16 protein-coding genes are annotated in these 15,330 nt (G+C 63.8%); 6 read left to right on the forward strand and 10 right to left on the reverse strand.

What is annotated here, in order from left to right; translation table 11 throughout:
• Nucleotides 1-18: 18 nt before the first annotated feature.
• From ACFPO9_RS22290 to ACFPO9_RS22300, 3 genes are read right to left on the reverse strand one after another with little or no spacing between them, the layout of a single operon-like run.
• Nucleotides 19-1,227, reverse strand: a complete 1,209-nt coding sequence (locus ACFPO9_RS22290) for a phosphoglycerate kinase (RefSeq protein ID WP_379775107.1) — start codon at nucleotides 1,225-1,227, stop codon at nucleotides 19-21.
• Nucleotides 1,228-1,275: 48 nt separating this feature from the next.
• Entirely contained in the window at nucleotides 1,276-1,620 is a 345-nt protein-coding gene (locus ACFPO9_RS22295; protein ID WP_379775109.1) for an AzlD domain-containing protein, read from the reverse strand.
• The gene (locus tag ACFPO9_RS22300) at nucleotides 1,613-2,365 is read right to left on the reverse strand and encodes an AzlC family ABC transporter permease (protein WP_379775112.1); all 753 of its coding nucleotides are present in this window, start codon (nucleotides 2,363-2,365) and stop codon (nucleotides 1,613-1,615) included. The genes ACFPO9_RS22295 and ACFPO9_RS22300 overlap by 8 nt, the downstream gene beginning before the upstream one ends.
• Nucleotides 2,366-2,551: 186 nt before the next feature.
• On the opposite strand from ACFPO9_RS22300, the gene ACFPO9_RS22305 reads away from it, so the two are divergent.
• Genes ACFPO9_RS22305 through ACFPO9_RS22315 form a run of 3 tightly spaced genes read left to right on the forward strand, consistent with a single transcriptional unit; the run spans nucleotide 2,552 to nucleotide 4,409 of the window.
• A complete protein-coding gene (locus ACFPO9_RS22305) occupies nucleotides 2,552-2,743 on the forward strand; it encodes a zinc-finger domain-containing protein (protein WP_230026653.1) in 192 nt (63 codons plus the stop codon).
• An 18-nt stretch (nucleotides 2,744-2,761) separates the two neighbouring features.
• Nucleotides 2,762-3,802, forward strand: coding sequence for a YheT family hydrolase (locus ACFPO9_RS22310; protein WP_379775115.1), 1,041 nt, complete (start codon nucleotides 2,762-2,764; stop codon nucleotides 3,800-3,802).
• 4 nt (nucleotides 3,803-3,806) lie between these two features.
• Nucleotides 3,807-4,409, forward strand: coding sequence for a DUF2946 family protein (locus ACFPO9_RS22315; protein WP_379775118.1), 603 nt, complete (start codon nucleotides 3,807-3,809; stop codon nucleotides 4,407-4,409).
• Between the two features lie 34 nt (nucleotides 4,410-4,443).
• On the opposite strand, the gene ACFPO9_RS22320 is transcribed toward ACFPO9_RS22315, so the two are convergent.
• On the reverse strand, nucleotides 4,444-6,213 hold the full coding sequence (locus ACFPO9_RS22320; protein ID WP_379775121.1) for a M48 family metalloprotease: 1,770 nt from the start codon (nucleotides 6,211-6,213) through the stop codon (nucleotides 4,444-4,446).
• 97 nt (nucleotides 6,214-6,310) lie between these two features.
• Here ACFPO9_RS22320 and moaC point away from each other — a divergent pair, with 97 nt between their 5' ends.
• Nucleotides 6,311-6,802, forward strand: a complete 492-nt coding sequence (gene moaC, locus ACFPO9_RS22325) for a cyclic pyranopterin monophosphate synthase MoaC (protein ID WP_379775124.1) — start codon at nucleotides 6,311-6,313, stop codon at nucleotides 6,800-6,802.
• Between the two features lie 22 nt (nucleotides 6,803-6,824).
• Here the strand turns inward: moaC and ACFPO9_RS22330 are convergent, their stop codons facing one another.
• On the reverse strand, nucleotides 6,825-7,271 hold the full coding sequence (locus ACFPO9_RS22330) for a hypothetical protein (protein WP_379775127.1): 447 nt from the start codon (nucleotides 7,269-7,271) through the stop codon (nucleotides 6,825-6,827).
• A 150-nt stretch (nucleotides 7,272-7,421) separates the two neighbouring features.
• Here ACFPO9_RS22330 and ACFPO9_RS22335 point away from each other — a divergent pair, with 150 nt between their 5' ends.
• Nucleotides 7,422-9,500, forward strand: a complete 2,079-nt coding sequence (locus tag ACFPO9_RS22335; RefSeq protein ID WP_379775130.1) for a S9 family peptidase — start codon at nucleotides 7,422-7,424, stop codon at nucleotides 9,498-9,500.
• Between the two features lie 125 nt (nucleotides 9,501-9,625).
• Nucleotides 9,626-10,339, forward strand: a complete 714-nt coding sequence (locus ACFPO9_RS22340; protein ID WP_379775133.1) for a flagellar brake protein — start codon at nucleotides 9,626-9,628, stop codon at nucleotides 10,337-10,339.
• Here ACFPO9_RS22340 and ACFPO9_RS22345 read toward each other — a convergent pair.
• From ACFPO9_RS22345 to ACFPO9_RS22365, 5 genes are all read right to left on the reverse strand, one after another.
• Nucleotides 10,336-11,802, reverse strand: coding sequence for an O-antigen ligase family protein (locus ACFPO9_RS22345; RefSeq protein WP_379775135.1), 1,467 nt, complete (start codon nucleotides 11,800-11,802; stop codon nucleotides 10,336-10,338). The genes ACFPO9_RS22340 and ACFPO9_RS22345 overlap by 4 nt on opposite strands.
• A 79-nt stretch (nucleotides 11,803-11,881) precedes the next feature.
• On the reverse strand, nucleotides 11,882-12,361 hold the full coding sequence (locus ACFPO9_RS22350) for a pilin (protein WP_379775138.1): 480 nt from the start codon (nucleotides 12,359-12,361) through the stop codon (nucleotides 11,882-11,884).
• Nucleotides 12,362-12,646: 285 nt separating this feature from the next.
• Nucleotides 12,647-13,528: a succinate--CoA ligase subunit alpha gene (sucD, locus tag ACFPO9_RS22355; RefSeq protein ID WP_379775141.1), complete on the reverse strand. Its 882-nt coding sequence runs from the start codon at nucleotides 13,526-13,528 to the stop codon at nucleotides 12,647-12,649.
• 17 nt (nucleotides 13,529-13,545) lie between these two features.
• A complete protein-coding gene (gene sucC / locus ACFPO9_RS22360) occupies nucleotides 13,546-14,715 on the reverse strand; it encodes an ADP-forming succinate--CoA ligase subunit beta (RefSeq protein ID WP_379775144.1) in 1,170 nt (389 codons plus the stop codon).
• A gap of 54 nt (nucleotides 14,716-14,769) precedes the next feature.
• Entirely contained in the window at nucleotides 14,770-15,327 is a 558-nt protein-coding gene (locus tag ACFPO9_RS22365) for a DUF2889 domain-containing protein (RefSeq protein ID WP_379775146.1), read from the reverse strand.
• Nucleotides 15,328-15,330 lie beyond the last annotated feature (3 nt).

Raw genomic sequence — 15,330 nt, forward strand, 5'->3', positions numbered from 1 at the left:
GCTGCGCTGGGGTCTCACTCAGTTTTTACTGGCGCTGCGTTGCAGCAGGATCTCCACCGCCGGCAGCGTCTTCCCTTCGAGGAACTCAAGGAAGGCGCCGCCGCCGGTCGAGATATAGCCGATCTGGTCGGCAATATTATATTTTGCGATGGCAGCCAGGGTGTCACCGCCGCCGGCGATCGAGAAGCCCCTGGACTGCGCGATGGCCGTGGCCAAAGTCTTCGTGCCTTCGGCGAACTGGTCGAACTCGAACACGCCCACCGGGCCGTTCCAGACGATGGTGCCAGCCTTGGAAATCTGCTCTGCCAGCTGGGCCGCGGTCTTCGGACCGATGTCCAGGATCATGTCGTCATCAAGCACATCGGCCACGTCCTTGACGGTGGCGGCGGCGGCCGGCGAGAACTCCTTCGCGCACACCACGTCCACCGGAATCGGCACGGTCGCGCCGCGCGCGGCCATCTTGTCGATGATGGTTTTTGCTTCGCCCACCAGGTCCGCTTCCATCAGCGACTTGCCGACGTTCAGGCCGACGGCCTTCATGAAGGTGTTGGCGATGCCGCCGCCGACGATCAGGTTGTCGACCTTGTCGGCCAGGCTCTGCAGGATGGTCAGCTTGCTCGACACCTTCGAACCGGCGACGATGGCCAGCAGCGGACGCTGCGGCGCGTGCAGTGCTTTACCCAGCGCATCCAGCTCGGCGGCCAGCAGCGGGCCGGCGGCCACCACGGGCGCGAATTTCGCGATGCCGTGGGTGGTCGCTTCCGCGCGGTGGGCGGTGCCGAAGGCGTCGTTCACGTAGACGTCGCACAGCCTGGCCATCTTCTGGGCCAGGGCGTCGTCGTTCTTCTTCTCACCCTTGTTGACTCGGCAGTTTTCCAGCAGCACGACCTGGCCCGGGGCGACGTCGACGCCATCGACCCAGTCCTGCTTCAGCTCGACCGGCTGGCCCAGCAGCTCGGACAGGCGCTTGGCGACCGGCGCCAGGCTGTCTTCCGGCTTGAATTCGCCCTCGGTCGGGCGGCCCAGGTGGGAGGTCACCATCACGGCCGCGCCTGCCTGCAGGGCGTCGCGGATCGCGGGGACCGAGGCGCGCACGCGGGTATCTTCGGTGATGTTGCCGGCGTCGTCCTGCGGAACGTTCAGGTCGGCACGAATGAAGACGCGCTTGCCCTTCAGCGCATCTTGGTCGATCAGGTCTTGCAAGCGGGTGAAATTGAGGACAGCCATGTCAGCGTGGATCCGGTAGGTAGATTGGTGAAAAAACGCTATTTTACCTTAGCCGATGTTGCCGAAAACATGAAACACACGCAACAGTGTCAGCACCAGCATGCCGAAGATGATGGTCTGCAGCATGGCGCGGCGCCACAGGTAGAACAGCAATGCGGCAATGCCGGCGATCAGTTTCGGGTTCGCCAGCGCCAGCTGCAGCTCGCCCTGCGGCCCCAGCACCATGTCCGGGAACACGATCGCGGCCAGCGCGCAGGCCGGCGCATAGCGCAGCATTTCCTGCACCCGTGGCGGGATCGTCACCTTGTGGCCGATCAGCCAGAAGGTGCTGCGGGTGCAGGCGGTGGCCACGCCGAGCACCAGGATCACGCCCCAGATTTCCCAGTCAGCCATGGCCGGTGCCGCTCCCTCGATGTCGCTTTTCCATGGTTTCCTGGCAGACCATGGCGGTGACCATGCCGGCCAGTACCGCCGCCAGCAGGCCCAGTTTATACGGCAGCCCGTGCGCCAGCACCGCCGTCACGCCGGCCACCAGCACGCCGCACAGGGCGGCGCTATTGATAATCAGGGGCACCGTGATGCAGAGGATGGCCAGCGTGCCGGCAAAGCCGAGCTGCCATTCGCTGGGGACGGCGCTGCCGAGGAAGATGCCGATCAGCGAGCCGATCTGCCAGGCGAACCAGTTCGGGTACATCAGGCCCTTCAGGAAGGCCAGCTTGCCGGGCGCGGGCGCCGGGGTCGGATAACGCTGCAGGAACAGGGCGATCGAGACGTCGCCGGAGATGTAACCAAGGTAGAAGCGCTGCCACAGCGGCAGGCGCGAGAAGTGCGGGCCCAGCAGGGCGGAAAAGATCACGAAGCGCAGGTTGACGACCAGGGCCGTCAGGAAGATCACCCAGACCGGCGCGCCGGCGGCGATCAGCGGCAGGGAGGCCAGCTGGGCCGAACCCGCGAACGCCACCAGGGTCATGCCGCTGGCCTGGGCCACCGTCAGGCCGCTCTTGACCATCGCCACCCCGACCACCATGCCCCAGGCGCCGATGCCGAACAGGGTGGGCAGACCGGTCTGGAAGCCCTCGCGCCAGCCGCGCGCATCCGCTTCCTGGTCGACCGGCAGCGCCGGATGCGGCTGGTTCATGTCGCTTTCCTGCAACATTGAACGGAGACTAAGAACGCGGCAGACGGGTGACAGTCGGGCATCGAACGGGATCTACAATCTACTCGGCAGTAATCGGCCCGTTATTCTACCGGAGCATTCCGGCATTCAGTGTGAATCCGTTAAAATCATGGCTTCGCATATTTCGCAATGACGGAGAAGTCAAACATGAACGAGAAGACCATTCCTGTGGTGGAACTGGAAGCCAAGGACCTGCCGGCCTACTGCCCGAACCCGGCCATGCCGCTGTGGTCGTCCCACCCGCGCGTCTTCCTGGATTTCGACCACCACGGCCACGCCAAATGCCCTTACTGCGGCACCCAGTACCAGGTAGCGCCAGGCGCCCTGAAACACCACTGATCCCAGGTCGGGCCGGCCATGCGCCGCTATTGCACCGATTGCAGCGGCCTGTTCGAGAACATGCCCGCCTATCGCGCCCCGCTCTGGCTCCCCGGCGGCGACTTGCAGACGATCTGGCCGGCCGTCTGCGTTCGCAAACCTGAAGTGGCATTCCGGCGCGAGCGCTGGGACACGCCTTGCGGCCAGGATTTCATCGACGTCGATTTCGTCGAGGGCCTCAAGCCCGATGCGCCTTTCGTACTGCTCTTTCACGGCCTCGAAGGCTCGTCGAACAGCCATTACGCGCGCGGTTTGATGGCGCAGGTAGCGGCGCGCGGCTGGCACGGCGCGATTCCCCACTTCCGCGGCTGCTCCGGCGAAGCCAACCTGGCGCCGCGCTTCTACCACTCGGGCGACGCCCAGGAACTCGACTGGATCATCCGCCGCCTGCGTCCACGCTTGACGGGTCCCTTCTACGTGGCCGGCGTCTCGCTGGGCGGCAATGCCCTGCTGCGCTGGCTGGGCGAGCAGCAGCATGGCGCCGAGATCGTCGATGCGGCCGTGTCCGTCTCCGCGCCGCTGGATCTGGCGGCCGGCGGCGCGGCCTTGTCGTCCGGCTTCAACCGGCTCTACACGCGCATGTTCCTGGAGACCTTGAAACCCAAGGCACTCGCCAAGCTGGAACGCTTTCCCGGCCTGTTCGACCGCGCCGCCCTGCTCGCCTCCCGCGACCTCTATGCTTTCGACAACGTCGTCACCGCGCCGCTGCACGGCTACCGCGACACCGACGACTACTGGCATCGCGCCAGCGCCAAGCACGTGCTGCACGACATCACCGTGCCCACCCTGGTGCTGAACGCCCGCAACGATCCATTTTTACCGGGCAAGCATCTGCCGGAAACGGCATCGAGCGCCGTCACGCTGGAATACCCGGCCACCGGCGGCCACGTCGGCTTTCCGGCCGGTCCCTTCCCTGGCCGCATCGACTGGCTGCCGCGCCGCATCCTGCATTTCTTCGACCAGGCAGCCGGACAAGCCCGCACGCGCGCGCCAGGCGCTGCCCAACTATGCCAAGCTTGACCACATGGACGACATCGTAAAACAGGCCATGGCCAAATGGCCGAACGTGCCCCATTGCTATGGCTGGCTGGCGCTCGACGCCCGCGGCGCCTGGCGCATGCGCGACGAAGCAGCCCAGCGCGCCGACGCGCCCGGCGACAAGCTCAACAACACTGCCCTGGTCGGCTTCATCGATCGCAACTACGCCCGTGACGAGCGCGGCTGCTGGTATTTCCAGAACGGCCCGCAGCGCGTCTACGTGAACCTGGAGGCCACGCCCTTCATCGCCCGCACCGATCCCGCCCACGGATTCGTCCTGCACACCGGCGAAGCGATGCCGGCGCCGGAACAGGCCTTCATGCTGGAAGCCGGCAGCGTTGTGGTGTGCGCCGGTGACCGGATCGCCCAAGTGGACGACCGCGATGTGGCCCAGCTGCTCCAGGCTCTGGAATTGGATGGCCGCCCCGTGACGGACGAGGGCTTGCTGGCCTGGCTGGAAGGCGGCTCGGGCCGCCTGGCCCTGCGCTGGCAGGGCCGGGAAACCGCCGTGGAACGCCTGGCGGCGAACGAGGCGCCGCGGCGTTTCGGCTTCGTGCAGCGGCCCGATCAGTTAGCCGTCCAGAAATAATATTTCATCCAGCGCTGCCAGATGAAAGATTCTTTCACTGGCTGCGTTTCTGCAGACGCTTGTCGAAGGCATCGAAGGAATCGAAGCCGGAGCGGGTCTCGCTGCCCGGCGTGGTGCCGAACCTGGAATTGGGCAGGGTCTCGGTGCTGGTCTCGACCTTGAATTTCGGTCCGCCGTTCGCGCCGGCCGCCCAATTGTCTCCCCGGTCCTTCTTCTCCTGCTTCTCGTCTTTCTGGCGCTGCTGCAGCTCGCGTTCGCGGGCGTCGATCACGGCCTGGTCGTAGAAGGACACGTCCTGGGCCTTGCGCGCCAGGTTCAGCTGGTCGACCGCGGCCGGCGTCGCCCCGCTCAAGACATAGGATTCGGCCAGCGCCATGTGCTGCAGCGCGATCTTGCCCTGCGCCGCATAGGTCCTGGCCAGCTGGTCGTAGAGCTTGGGCTCTTCGCGGTACTGCTGGACCTGGTCGCGCAGGAAAGACGCCGCCTGGTCCAGCTTGCCGGAAGCGATCATCGCATCGGCGTACTGGCGCGCCAGCATGCGCGACAGCGGGAACTTCTGGTGCATGTGCTCGGCGTCCTGCACCGCCTGCGCCAGCACTTCCGGCGGCTGTCCCGGCGCCAGCTTGATCTCGACGCCGAGGCTGGCGAACATGGCCGAGCCGTCGGAGCCGGTGCGCTCGGCCGACAGCACGCCAGGACGGGGCTTCATCGATCCCCGGGCCTTGTCGAGCCAGCTTTGCGCCAGTTTCAGGTCGCCCTGCTTGAGCGCGAGGAAGGACAGGCCGTACATGGCGGCGGTCTGCTGCTGGGTGTTGTCCTGCTTCAGCTGGCTCTCGAAGGCCGCCTTGGTGTCTTCGTGTCCCTTGGCGCTCGGATCCTGCAGCACGCGGGCGCGCGCACGCACCAGGTGGAACTCGATCGCATCCGGCTTGATGTGGCCGGCCTTGGGCGCCTCGCGGATCCGGTTCTGGATGTCGGCGATGCGCTCGCCGGTCAGCGGGTGGCTGGACAGCCAGGCCGGCGCCTCGCCGTACAGGCGGGTCGTGCCCTGCAGGCGCTTGAAGAAGGACACCATGCCGGAGGTATCGTAGCCGGCCGCGCGCATGGTCTGGAAACCGACGCGGTCGGCCTCGCGCTCGGCATCGCGGCTGAAATTCAGCTGGCGCTGGATGGCCAGGCCCTGCCCGCCCATCACCACGCCCATCGCCGCATCGGCGCCGCCGCCGGCCTTGCCGACCAGCGCCGCCAGGATCAGGGCCGCCAGCGGCAGCAGCGCATCCTGCTTCTGCTGCCCCAGCATGCGCGCAATGTGGCGCTGCTGCACGTGGCCGATTTCGTGCGACAGCACCGAGGCCAGCTCGGACTCGTTCTGCGCCGCGATCAGCAATTGCGAGTGCACGCCGATGAAACCGCCCGGCAGCGCGAACGCATTGATCATCGGATCGCGCACGGCAAAGAAGAAGAAATCGGCATTCGTCTCGCCGCGCGCGCCCGGCGCGAAGGAGACCAGGTTTTCGCCGAAGTTGTTCAGGTACTCGATGATGGCGTCGTCGTCGAGGTAATCGCGGTCGCGCCGGATGTCGTTCATGATCTCCTCGCCGAGCTTGCGCTCGATGACGGGAGACAGGTCGGCGCGCGCGGCGTCGCCCAGCGTCGGCAGGGTGGCGTCGGGCGTGCGCAGCACCGGCGTGGTCGGCGTGGTGGGCGCCGCCAGGGCGCAGGTGGCGGACGCGGCCAGGGCGACGGCCGTGAGAGCGGCGCGCCATTTTTGATGGCGGTTTGCGGATGGTGAAAGCTGCAACATCGCTGGATTCTGGTTCGTTTTCACGATGCTATGATACTTGTTTCCGCAGCCTTGTCACGGTCGGGCTGTAAGCCAGTTAACCTTCTTTTAAGACACCATGAGTAACCAGGAATCGCCACTGACCCACTTCGACGCCACCGGCCAGGCCCACATGGTCGACGTCGGCGCCAAGCAGGACACCCACCGCATCGCCATCGCCGCCGGCACGATCCGCATGAAGCCGGAGACCCTGGCGCTGATCCAGTCGGGGTCGGCCAAGAAGGGCGATGTGCTGGGCATTGCACGGATTGCGGCGATCATGGGGGCGAAGCGGACCAGCGATCTGGTGCCTTTGTGCCATCCGCTGCCGATTACCCGCGTTGCCGTCGATTTCGAGGTGAATGCAGAGGCTAGTTCCGTGCATTGCCGGGCGCAGGTCGAGACCGTCGGCAAGACCGGGGTCGAGATGGAGGCGCTGACTGCGGTGCAGGTTGGGTTGCTGACTATTTACGATATGTGCAAGGCGGCGGATCGGGGCATGGTGATGAGCAATGTGCGGGTGCTGGAGAAGCATGGTGGGAAGAGCGGGGACTGGGCAGCTGATATCTGATTGATTGGCAAGCCGTACCCAGTCAGCCGAGAGACCGGGGCAAGTTCACGGATCCACTCTCGAGGTTCGGAATGAAGCAAAGAATAATGACGGCTTCGCAGTCGCGGACATGATCCAGACCGTTCACGTAGATCCTGTATGCCTTTGCACCAACAAGCATGAGCAGCGGAAGAACGGCCAAAGCAGGGATGAGCAATAACCATGCACGCCTGCTTGCCACAAAGCTCGCCAAGCTTCGAGTCACAAGCGCCAGCAGCCAGATTCCGGCCAAGGGCAAAAGGCTGCTGCCAATGACCTCAGAAATCAGTTCGAGCCGGAACCAGTTGACGGGTCTTGGATTCCCATAGCTGCACGCGATATAGACCCAGGTGAAGAGCAAGCCCAGGATTATGAGAAGCAAGGCCAGCGTGATGACCGTTAAGCCAGCGCGCAATCCTCGGGGGAACTGCGTAGTGTCAGTCGACTGCATCTTCGGATTCCTCAATCGGATCGTATTGCAAATGTCTAAATGGTAACCGATGCGTAGTTGATCGATCCGAGTAGAGGAAGTCGCCATCATCCTTTCCACATGTTAAATTGCTTCTTTTCACAGAAGCACGAGGACAGGATGAAACTACGCATGCTAGCGCTGGCAGCCACCGTTGCCGCGACCTTCGCCACGACCGCCGTCACCATGGCGCCGATGGCAGCAGCCGCCGCAAACACCGGACGCGGTTTCACGGTCGAAGACCTGGTGACGATGGAACGCGTCGGCACGCCGGCGGTCTCGCCGGACGGCAGCCGCGTCGTCTACACGGTGCGCAGCACCGACATGGCGAAGAACAAGGGCCACACCGATCTCTGGCTGATCGACCTGCGCGTCGCCAACGCCAAGCCGCAGCGCCTGACCTCGGATGCCGCCAGCAGCACCGATCCGGAATGGTCGGCCAGCGGCGATGCCATCTATTACCTGTCCGCGCGCTCGGGTTCCTCGCAGGTCTGGCGCGTGCCGCTTGAGGGCGGCGACGCCACCCAGGTAACGAACATGCCGGTCGACGTCGACGCCTACCGCGTCTCGCCCAGCAGTGACCGCATCGCGCTCGGCATGTCGGTGTTCCGCGACTGCCCGGACCTGGCCTGCACCAAGGCCAAGGCCGATGCGAAGGACAAGGACAAGGCCACCGGCCAGGTCTACGACCGCCTGTTCGTGCGCCACTGGGACACCTGGGCGGACGGCCGCAACGCGATCCTGTATTCCGCGCCGCTCGACGCCAACGGCCGCGTGACGGCCGCGCCGGTCAGCCTGTCCGGCTCGCTGGATGGCGACGTGCCCTCCAAGCCTTTCGGCGACCGCGAGGAATTCCATTTCAGCCCGGACGGCAAGACCGTGGTGTTCTCGGTGCGCATCGCCGGCAAGACCGAAGCCTGGTCGACCAACTTCGACCTGTACTCGGTGCCGGCCAGCGGCGGCACGCCGCGCAACCTGACCGCGGACAATAAAGCCTGGGACACCAAGGGCGTGTTCTCGCCGGACGGCCGCACCCTCGCCTACCTGTCGATGACGCGTCCGGGCTTCGAGGCCGACCGCTACCACATCGTGCTGCTCGACATGGCGACGGGCAAGAAGCGCAACATCGCCGAGAGCTGGGACCGCTCGCCGGGCAGCATCCAGTGGACCCGCGACGGCAAGACCCTGATCGCCGACGCCGAAGACATCGGCCAGCATAAGCTGTTCTCCATCGATGTCGCCAACGGCAAGGTCACCGCGCTGACCAACAAGGGCTCGATCGGCGGCTTCGACGTGCGCGGCGACACGGTCGCCTTCACCCAGGCAAGCCTGGCCTCGAGCGCCCAGCTGTACGCCATGAAACTGGGCGCCAGCAATCCGGTCAAGCTGACCGACGTGAACACGGACAAGCTGGGTGAGGTCCGCTTTGGCGAGTACGAGCAGTTCTCCTTCAAGGGCGCGAACGGCGACACCGTCCACGGCTACGTGATGAAGCCCTGGAACTATGAGCCGGGCAAGAAATACCCGATCGCCTTCCTGGTGCACGGCGGCCCGCAGGGCAGCTTCGGCAATGGCTGGAGCTACCGCTGGAACCCGCAAACCTACGCCGGCGCCGGCTATGCCGCCGTGTTCCTCGACTTCCACGGCTCGACCGGCTACGGCCAGAAATTCACCGACGCCATCAGCGGCGACTGGGGCGGCAAGCCGCTCGAAGACCTGAAAAAGGGCCTGGCCGCGGCCGTGGCGAAATACCCGTGGCTGGACCGCTCGAAGGCTTGCGCGCTGGGCGCGTCCTACGGCGGCTACATGATGAACTGGATCGAGGGTAACTGGTCGGACGGCTTCAAGTGCATCGTCAACCACGACGGCGTGTTCGACACCCGCGGCATGGCCTACTCGACCGAGGAACAGTGGTTCACCGACTGGGAAAACGGCGGCCCCTACTTCTCGGTGCCGGAAAAGCACGAGCGCTTCAACCCGGTCCTGCACGTGAACAAGTGGAAGACGCCGATGCTGGTGGTGCAAGGCGATAAAGATTTCCGCATCCCGACCGCCCAGGGCCTGTCGACCTTCACGGCCCTGCAGCGCCGGGGCATCGAGAGCAAGCTGCTGGTGTTCCCTGACGAAAACCACTGGGTGCTGAAGCCGGCCAATTCGGTGCTGTGGCACCACACCGTCATCGACTGGCTCGACCAGCACATCAAGCCCTGATTCGATGTCTGCTTGACACAATGCCCGCCTTGGAGCGGGCATTTTTTACATGCAAGCTGCGTAGAAATTACCCCAGTGCTATCATTCTTGGTTGCCATTTTGCAAGTGAAACCACAGAAAACAACATGGGCAGTATGCAGACGGAGCGCGAACTCGCGCCCAAGGAATTTACATTCGAGTCAATGAACCTGCAGGTCGGCGTACGACTGCAGTTCATCACCTATCGGCGCATCAAGCCGATGCAGTATTTTTCGACGCTGATCGGCTACGTCAAGGACGAGTACCTGATCGTCAAGGTTCCGCTGGAAAACGGCACTCCGGTGGGCCTGGTCGAAGGCGAACGCATCACCATCCGGGTCTTCTCAGGCATGAATGTGTGCTCCTTCGCCTGCACGGTCCAGCGCGTCTTCGACCGCCCCCTGCTCTACGTCCACCTGTCCTTCCCCGACACCATCCAGGGCACCAGCCTGCGCGCGGCGATGCGGGTCAAGGTCGACATCCCGGCCCAGGTCCTGCCGCCGCAGGCCGGCGCAGCCGTCGACTGCGCGCTCAGCAATGTCAGTGTCAGCGGCGCGCGCATCGAGTCGGCCCTCACCCTGCCGGAAAGCGGCGGCGAGATCACGCTGGAATTCGGCTTGCCCTCACCGCTCGGCGACGGCGAAATGCGGGTGCGGACCCAGGCAGTGGTCCGCAACGTGAATGCGATTCGCAAGGAGGCCGACGGCAGCGAGATGTTCGCCTACGGCGTCCAGTTCCTCGATCTCGACCCGGTCCACCACACGATGATCCAGAACCTCACTTATGAGGTGCTGCTGGCGGACCGGCAGAATATCGTCTAGAAGTAGCCGGCTTCCCAGAGGCGGGGCCAGTTTCCCTTGTTGTTGATTGCCTTTTCGGCAGGCGTCGGTGCATCGCCCCGGGCATGGCGCATGAAGTCGGGCGCTACCGACCATACCAGTCCGCACAAGGCTGCCGCCGCAAGCATGGCCGTGACGATGCGCGCTGCCGGCGATGGCGCCGGCGGCGCCATACCTGCATCGAGCGAACGCAGCCAGCCGCCGGCGCAGCCGATGACGAGTGCGATGGCAAGCTGACTCTGCGGCATCACGAGCACGCCCGAAAACAGGCCATCCACGAAGATGGCGGCGCAAGCCATCAACAAGGCGGCCAGGATCTGCTGGTTGTGCACATCCTCCGCCGCAATCCGTTTACCGCTGCCGGCCAATGCGCGCACGCCCAGAACGATGGCGCCGAGCAGGCACAGCAGGGCCGGAACGCCCCATTCGGCGCCGATCTGGAACAGCCAATCGTGAGGGTGGGCGCCAATATAAAGCTTTGCACCCTCGTGCGCGAAGTGCTGCGGGCCGACGCCCAGCCAGGGGTGGGCAGCGATCAGCTGCAGCGCCAGTTTCCACAGCAGCGTGCGGCCCGAAGACGGGTCGGCCGCCGTGCGTGCCACGACGTTCGATGGCACGCCGATCGACCCCAGTCCGGCGAGCAGAGGCAACAGAATGAATCCGAGCACATAGACGACGACGCCGGCAAGGGCGGTCAGCGCCATCATTTCCAGCAGTGCGCGTGCATGCGAGCGGCGCAAGAGCAGGACTGCGACGCCGGCGGCGCCGAACGCCAATATGGTAGCGCGCGCTTCGCTGACAAAGAGAAGCGCCCACCAGAACGCGGCCAGGGCAAACCAGGTGCGGCGTATGACGGTTCTTTTCGGCGCCTGCAGGCACAGCAGGACGATCAGGGACAGCAGCGCGGTTTGGGTATGGTTCAGGAAGCGGACATTGCTGAAGCCGACGGCCAGCACATGCATGTCGATCTGCACACCGCTGGTCAGCGCCGCCGCATACATCAGCAGGACGCGCAGGGAATGAAGCAGGCAGGCCACGCCCATGCAGACCAGGACGGCTTGCAGGCCGCCTTTGCCGGTGCGGGCCAGTTCCGCGGCGAGGAGTGCTGCGGCCAGCAGCAGGAGCAACAGGATCGACCACTCGTAGATCGCATGGCGCAGCGAAAAAGCCATCGACACCGAGATCGCGCCCAGCGTGAAGAAAGCTGCCAGGCACATTCGGGCGGCGGGACGCATGCCGCTAACGGCTTGCGCCGCACCGCGCCCTGCGATGACCGCGCCGGCGAGGATTGCCAGCAGCACGAGCTGGGCACAACGCTGCTCGTCGTGGCCGGAGCACCACAGGAACGCCACTGCCATGGCGGCGATCAGGAGCAGGGAGAACCAGGGCCGGTCCGAAAATGCGGGAAGAGACAAGCGCGAAACCGGATGTGCGGAGCTGGACATGGGTCACCTCGTGCCTGGAGGATTTTTGAGAGGAAAAGAAAAAGCCGCCCGAGGGCGGCTTTCTTGTACTGTGGTCAGATTACGAACCCGACGGAGGAGTCACGCTGTTCTTGGTCAGGGTCTGTGCCGCCGTGCTATTCGAAGCAGTGGTAGTGACGCGCCAAGTAATGGTGGTCTGATTTGCGACAGCCGACGGGGTCATCGTGAAGGTCGTGCCATTCACACCGCTACCGATACCGGCTGCAGCAAAGGTTGCGACGATTTCGCCGTCGGTGACAACAGCGCCCGACAGCTCTTTGGTCGGGGTGAAGGCCGGGACTTCGGCAGTGCCGCTGTCGCAGGTAGTTGCCACGCCGCCGTTTTCCTGGATGCAGTTAGCAACCGCGGTCTGCAGCGAAGCAACAGAGCTCATTGCCGCACCAACCTTGGCCTTGATGGTGTAGTTCGAGTAAGCCGGGATAGCAACAGCTGCCAGGATACCGATGATGGCAACAACGATCATCAGTTCGATCAGGGTGAAGCCGGCTTCGGCTTTCTTCATCATTTTCGGTGCTTTCATGGTGTTTCTCCAGTTTTGGTACGACGTTTAAAGGGTGACTGCTTGCTTCTGCCCTCTACTATATGCAACCGCCGTGCCAGGTCGTTTCCAGGCAGAATCGTTAGCACCGAGACATCAAAACGCCGTGCCAGCGCCACTTTTTGTCAGTACTACCCTTGCCGTATGACAATTTTTGTCAGCCGGGTATGTCAAAAATTGTCCCTTGTCGAAAAATGTCGGCATCCCGGCAAAAAAAACGGGGAGCCGAAGCTCCCCGTTTGCATCACTACTATTAGAACGAATCGATTACAGCATGGCCTTCAGCAGGCGAGCCATTTCCGACGGGTTCTTGGTGACCTTGATGCCGCAGGCTTCCATGATTTCCAGCTTGGCTTGCGCGGTATCGGCGCCGCCCGAGATCAGCGCGCCGGCGTGGCCCATGCGCTTGCCCGGAGGCGCGGTGACGCCAGCGATGAAGCCGACGACCGGCTTCTTCATGTTGTCCTTGATCCAGTGAGCAGCATTCGCCTCGTCCGGGCCGCCGATCTCGCCGATCATGATGACCGCGTCGGTGTCCGGATCGTCGTTGAACATCTTCATCACGTCGATGTGCTTCAGACCGTTGATCGGGTCGCCGCCGATGCCGACTGCCGACGACTGGCCCAGGCCCAGTGCGGTCAGCTGGCCGACTGCTTCATAGGTCAGGGTGCCCGAGCGCGAAACGACGCCGATGCGGCCCTTCTTGTGGATGTGACCCGGCATGATGCCGATCTTGATCTCGTCCGGGGTGATCAGGCCTGGGCAGTTCGGGCCCAGCAGCAGGGTCTTCGAACCGGCCTTGGCCATGCGGTCCTTGACTTCCATCATGTCACGGACCGGGATGCCTTCGGTGATGCAGATTGCCAGGTCGAGTTCGGCTTCGACGGCTTCCCAGATCGCGGCGGCGGCGCCTGCCGGCGGCACGTAGATCACGGACACGTTGGCGCCGGTGTTCTGCTTGGCTTCCTTGACCGATGCGAAGATCGGAATCCCTTCGAAGTCTTCACCAGCTTTTTTCGGGTTCACACCGGCGACGAAGGCTTCACGGCCATTCGCGTAATCGCGGCACATGCGGGTGTGGAACTGGCCGGTCTTGCCGGTGATACCTTGGGTGATGACTTTGGTGTCTTTGTTAATCAGAATCGACATGTTATTTCCTTTGCGAATTAGGCTTGGCCAGCAGCAGCGGCGACGACCGACTTCGCTGCGTCTTCCATCGTGTCTGCGGCGATGATCGGCAGGCCCGAATCGGCCAGCATCTTCTTGCCCAGGTCTTCGTTGGTGCCCTTCATGCGGACGACCAGCGGCACCTTCAGCGAGACGGCCTTGGATGCGGTGATCACGCCTTCGGCGATCACGTCGCAGCGCATGATGCCGCCGAAGATGTTGACCAGGATGGCTTTCAGGCCCGGGTTCTTCAGCATGATCTTGAATGCTTCGGTGACCTTCTCGGCAGTTGCGCCGCCGCCCACGTCCAGGAAGTTGGCCGGCTCGCCGCCGAACAGCTTGATGGTGTCCATGGTGGCCATGGCCAGGCCGGCGCCGTTCACCAGGCAGCCGATGTTGCCGTCCAGGGAGATGTAGGCCAGGTCGAATTTCGATGCTTCGACTTCAGCCGGATCTTCTTCGTCCAGGTCGCGGTAGGCCACGATTTCCGGGTGACGGAACAGGGCGTTCGGGTCGAAGTTGAACTTGGCGTCCAGGGCGATGACCTTGCCGTCGCCGGTCACGATCAGCGGGTTGATCTCGGCCAGCGAGCAGTCGGTTTCCCAGTAGGCTTTGTACAGGCCTTGCAGGTTGGCGCGGGCAGCGGCGATCGAGCCTTCCGGCACGCCGATCTTGCGGGCGACGTCGTCAGCCTGCGCGTCGGTCAGGCCGACCGACGGCTCGATCACGACGTTGTGGATTTTTTCCGGGTTGCTGTGCGCGACTTCTTCGATGTCCATGCCGCCCTCCGACGAGGCCATCAGCACGATCTTCTGGGTGACGCGGTCGGTGACCAGCGAGACGTACAGTTCTTGCTTGATGTCGGCGCCTTCTTCGATCAGCAGGCGGCGCACTTTCTGGCCTTCCGGGCTGGTCTGGTGGGTGACGAGCTGCATGCCCATGATCTGGTTCGCGTACTCGCGCACCTGGTCGATCGACTTGGCAACCTTCACGCCGCCGCCCTTGCCGCGGCCGCCAGCATGGATCTGCGCCTTGACTACCCAGACCGGGCCGCCCAGCTCTTCAGCTGCCTTGACGGCTTCGTCCACCGACATGCACGGAATGCCGCGCGGAACGGTCACTCCGAACTTTCGGAGGATCTCTTTGCCTTGATACTCATGGATTTTCATGCTGGCTTCCCTTCTTCGTTTACTGATGTGAATACGGTTGGATAAATAAAAATACTACCCCGATACCACCTTCAAGGCCCAGCGCGGGTAGTACTTCGCGACGGCGGGGCCGTCGGTGCGCAGCGCGTGGCAGCGGTCGAGTTCATATGGACGCTCGGCCGATTGCGCGGCTTCGCGATTTTCCATGGCTTCGTCGGCAAAGGCCTGGATTGCCGCGGTGGGCAGGACCTGTGCCAGCTCGGTCAAGTGGGTGCATCCGAGGACACCGGACAGGCGGTCCTTCAGGTGCAGCCGGAAATGTTTCATCAGCGACAAGCCGATCAGTTTTTTGTAAGCGGGCGCGATGGTGTCGCAATAACCGGGATAGGGTACGGCATCCGACGAAGCTTCGGCGTCCGTGACAAGCATGTCGCGGTCGATGGTCACGCGCAGCTTGAGGTCGTGCACAGGCAGGCCGCCCGGACGTTGGCCGGAAGGCAGTTCGATATCGTGGGTCTTGATGTCGCGAATGCAGGCGTCGAGGTCCCACAGCCCATCGTCGCGCGCGTACGCTTCGACGGTAATGGCGCGCGTGTGCCTTAGCTTACGCGGAGCGGGGGATGACAGGGGCATAAA

Origin of the sequence: Massilia aerilata (genome assembly GCF_042656905.1) — a bacterium.
GTDB lineage: Bacteria > Pseudomonadota > Gammaproteobacteria > Burkholderiales > Burkholderiaceae_D > Telluria > Telluria aerilata.